This is a genomic window from Roseateles sp. P5_B10, from assembly GCF_056400485.1.
This window is the reverse complement of sequence record NZ_JBFULE010001180.1, coordinates 1-1,211: the sequence shown is the minus strand read 5'-3', so window position 1 is coordinate 1,211 and position 1,211 is coordinate 1. Positions and strand designations below refer to the sequence as shown.

At 65.8% G+C, this 1,211-nt stretch carries 2 protein-coding genes; both read right to left on the bottom strand.

Annotated features, from left to right (window positions below; all coding sequences use genetic code 11):
• Window positions 1-480, bottom strand: a 480-nt coding sequence (locus AC1DU6_RS31905; RefSeq protein WP_477862209.1) for a transglutaminase N-terminal domain-containing protein, incomplete at its 3' end; no start/stop codon positions are given.
• 189 nt (window positions 481-669) lie between these two features.
• On the bottom strand, window positions 670-1,211 hold a 542-nt coding region (locus tag AC1DU6_RS31900), incomplete at its 5' end, for an alpha-E domain-containing protein (RefSeq protein ID WP_477862207.1).

The following is a 1,211-nucleotide window of genomic DNA, read 5'->3' as shown; positions in this document are numbered from 1 at the left end:
GATCAGGTAGGAGACGCTGCCCTGCACCTTCTGGTTGAGCTCGACGAGGAAGTCATTCGTCGAACGCCGGTCGAGCGGGATCTCCTTCAGGTAGGCGGCCAGCAAGGGCGTCAGCGGCTCGACCTGCAGATAGGGCGCGAGCTCGATCTGCTGGACCTCGTCGTACTTGAAGGGGAAGGTCTGGGCGTGCTCTTCGAGGAAGAAGTCGAAGGGGTTGTAGACCGACATCTCGGCCACCAGGTCCACCGTGACGGTGAACTCGGTCGTCTTCTCGGGGAAGACCAACCGCGCCAGGTAGTTGGCGAACGGGTCCTGCTGCCAGTTGATGAAATGGTCGGCAGGTTCGATGCGCAGCGAGTAGCTCAGCACCGGCGTGCGGCAATGCGGCGCCGGCCGCAGCCGCACGACCTGCGGGCCGAGGCTGACGGGGCGGTCGTATTTGTAGCGGGTGACGTGCTTGAGGGCGACGTGGATGCTCATGTCAGTTGTCCGTTCTGCATTCGCGGCTATCGCGACGCATAGAGTTATCGGGCCGAGCGCCGGGCCGCTCCCAAGCCGGCCCGCGATGGCGATGTGCTCGCGGCTCAATGCCGCGAGCATCGCCGTCCCCTAGGGGGACCGACCGGACCCGCCCGCGTTCAGCGCGGCAGGACAGGGCGAGGGGCACTGTCATCCTGTCGAAGGAACGAGGAAGTCGCGGCTGATGCCTGCGCCGAGATCGGCCACCTCGGCGAGGAAGTCGTCCAGGAAGGGATGCAAGCCCTTGGCCAGGATCTCGTCAATGCGCCCGAAGGCCAGTTCCGCCTCCAGCCGCCCGACGCGGCGCAGCGTCTCGCCCGACTGTGGATTGGCCACGCGCTTGAGGTTGGCCAGCATGCGCGTCACGCAATGCGACAGCGAGCGCGGCATGTCGGGGCGCAGGATCAGCAGCTCGGCCACCTTGTCGGGCTGGATGACGTTGCTGTAGACCTTGCGGTAGATCTCGAAGCCCGACACCGAGCGCAGCACGGCCGACCAGTAGTAGAAATCGCGCGCCGTGTCGCGCTCGGAGACGATCTCCCCGTCGTGGCGATAGAACTTGACGTCCAGCAGCCGCGCCGTGTTGTCGGCCCGCTCCAGGAAGGAGCCGATGCGGATGAAGTGAAAGGCCTCGTCCTGCAGCATGGTGCCGACCGTGACGCCACGCGACAGGTGCGAGCGGTACTTGACCC